Source organism: Cyanobacteriota bacterium, assembly GCA_025054735.1.
Classification (GTDB): domain Bacteria; phylum Cyanobacteriota; class Cyanobacteriia; order SKYG9; family SKYG9; genus SKYG9.
In genome coordinates this window covers 1-1,469 of record JANWZG010000627.1, presented here as the reverse complement: position 1 = coordinate 1,469, position 1,469 = coordinate 1, and the positions used below count along the sequence as shown (strand labels likewise).

Annotated in this window: 3 protein-coding genes; 1 reads left to right on the top strand and 2 read right to left on the bottom strand. The window is 51.0% G+C overall.

What is annotated here, in order from left to right:
* Positions 1-210: AAA family ATPase (locus NZ772_18855; protein ID MCS6815618.1), on the top strand; the 210-nt coding region annotated here is incomplete at its 5' end.
* Between the two features lie 12 nt (positions 211-222).
* Here the strand turns inward: NZ772_18855 and NZ772_18850 are convergent.
* A complete protein-coding gene (locus tag NZ772_18850; GenBank protein MCS6815617.1) occupies positions 223-819 on the bottom strand; it encodes a tRNA isopentenyl-2-thiomethyl-A-37 hydroxylase MiaE in 597 nt (198 codons plus the stop codon).
* A 65-nt stretch (positions 820-884) separates the two neighbouring features.
* The coding region (locus NZ772_18845; GenBank protein ID MCS6815616.1) for a class I SAM-dependent methyltransferase at positions 885-1,469 on the bottom strand (585 nt) is incomplete at its 5' end.

The following is a 1,469-nucleotide window of genomic DNA, read 5'->3' as shown; positions in this document are numbered from 1 at the left end:
ACCACTGGCCAGCGCCGCGATTTCACTACAACGGATATTCTGTGGGCGATCGAAGACACTGTACCCCTAGCAGCAATCGCCCGTGAACAAATCAACGCCCTCAAACAGTGGGCTGCCGAAGCTGGTGCCAGAACTGCTTCTAACGATACCCAACTCATGCAAGAGTTACGCCAGTTTGTCCGCCAACCAGACCTTGACCTGCCTAGCTAGTGGTTGCAGGGTCTAACTGTGGATGCGAGGGTAAGGATGCAGTGTAGCTAGTAACTCGCTCTCGATTGCAGCCAGTTCGTGGAGACGCTGATCCACAACTGCCCGATCGTAGTAGGTGATTGCTAATACCCAGTAGGCTCCGTAGTGACGCGCTTCTGAGGCCATCAGACTGTGATAAAAGCGAGCCAACTCTGCATCAGGACAATGGTGGGCTAACAAACCCAGGCGTTCATGGCTACGGGCTTCAATTAATCCAGCAACTAGCAACGAGTCTAGACAACGCAGTGGTTCTTGGCGACGAATGTGGGCATTTAGTCTTGCACCATAGGGGGGTGGCGGCAAGGGTGCTAGGGGAATTTGACGTTGTTCTAGGTGTTGGTTAACTAGCTCAAAGTGGTGCAATTCCTCTTGGGCAATCGCCGTCAATGTTCGCACAAGTTTTGTGCTGGATGGGTAGCGACACATCAAGCTCAGGGCAACACCTGCTGCTTTTCGCTCACAGTGGGAATGATCTAGCAACAGCACATCTAGGTTGGCGATCGCTTGGTCAATCCATGCTTGAGAGGTGGGTTGCTGGAGAAACTTAATTGTTGGTTGCACGATAGTCATTGAAGGGGTCATTGGAGGTCATTGGATCCCTATACAGGGATTATCCATAGTCGAGCACTCAGACATCAAGCACTGGTAGTCGACCGAATCAGTAAACATAGGGTGTCACCTGGATCTGAATTGGGCAAGAACCATTCGGCTATAGTAGACAACAACAGGGTAGATGGTCGTGACACCAAGGATCCGCGAGCAGGATAGCCCCACTTTTTGACGATTTTTAACCCATAGCGGGGTAACACACGATTGAGGGCAGTTAACAAGACTGGGTAGATGTGGGTAGGGTCACCTTTGGCATCAAAGGACTTGAGCTGGCCAGTCAACAAAAACCGTAGCCGACAGCCTACCGAGTGAATGTTGGGTGTGGTTATTAGCAGATAGCCGTGGGGATCCAAATAGCGACTAGCATGGTAGAACAATCGACCTGGATTTTCTAGGTGTTCAATGACTTCGATCGCCGTAATCAGACCAAAGTGCTGAATAGGTAGGTCTAGGTTGTCCATATCTAAGTTGACCTGATGCACGTGGGCACCGCTGGCTCGAAATTGCTCAATATCTTGGTCAATGCCCCAGAGGTTCTGGAAACCCCGGTCAGCTAGACGCTGTAACCAAGCCCCAGAGCCACAACCAATGTCAAGAATAGGGGTGTCTGG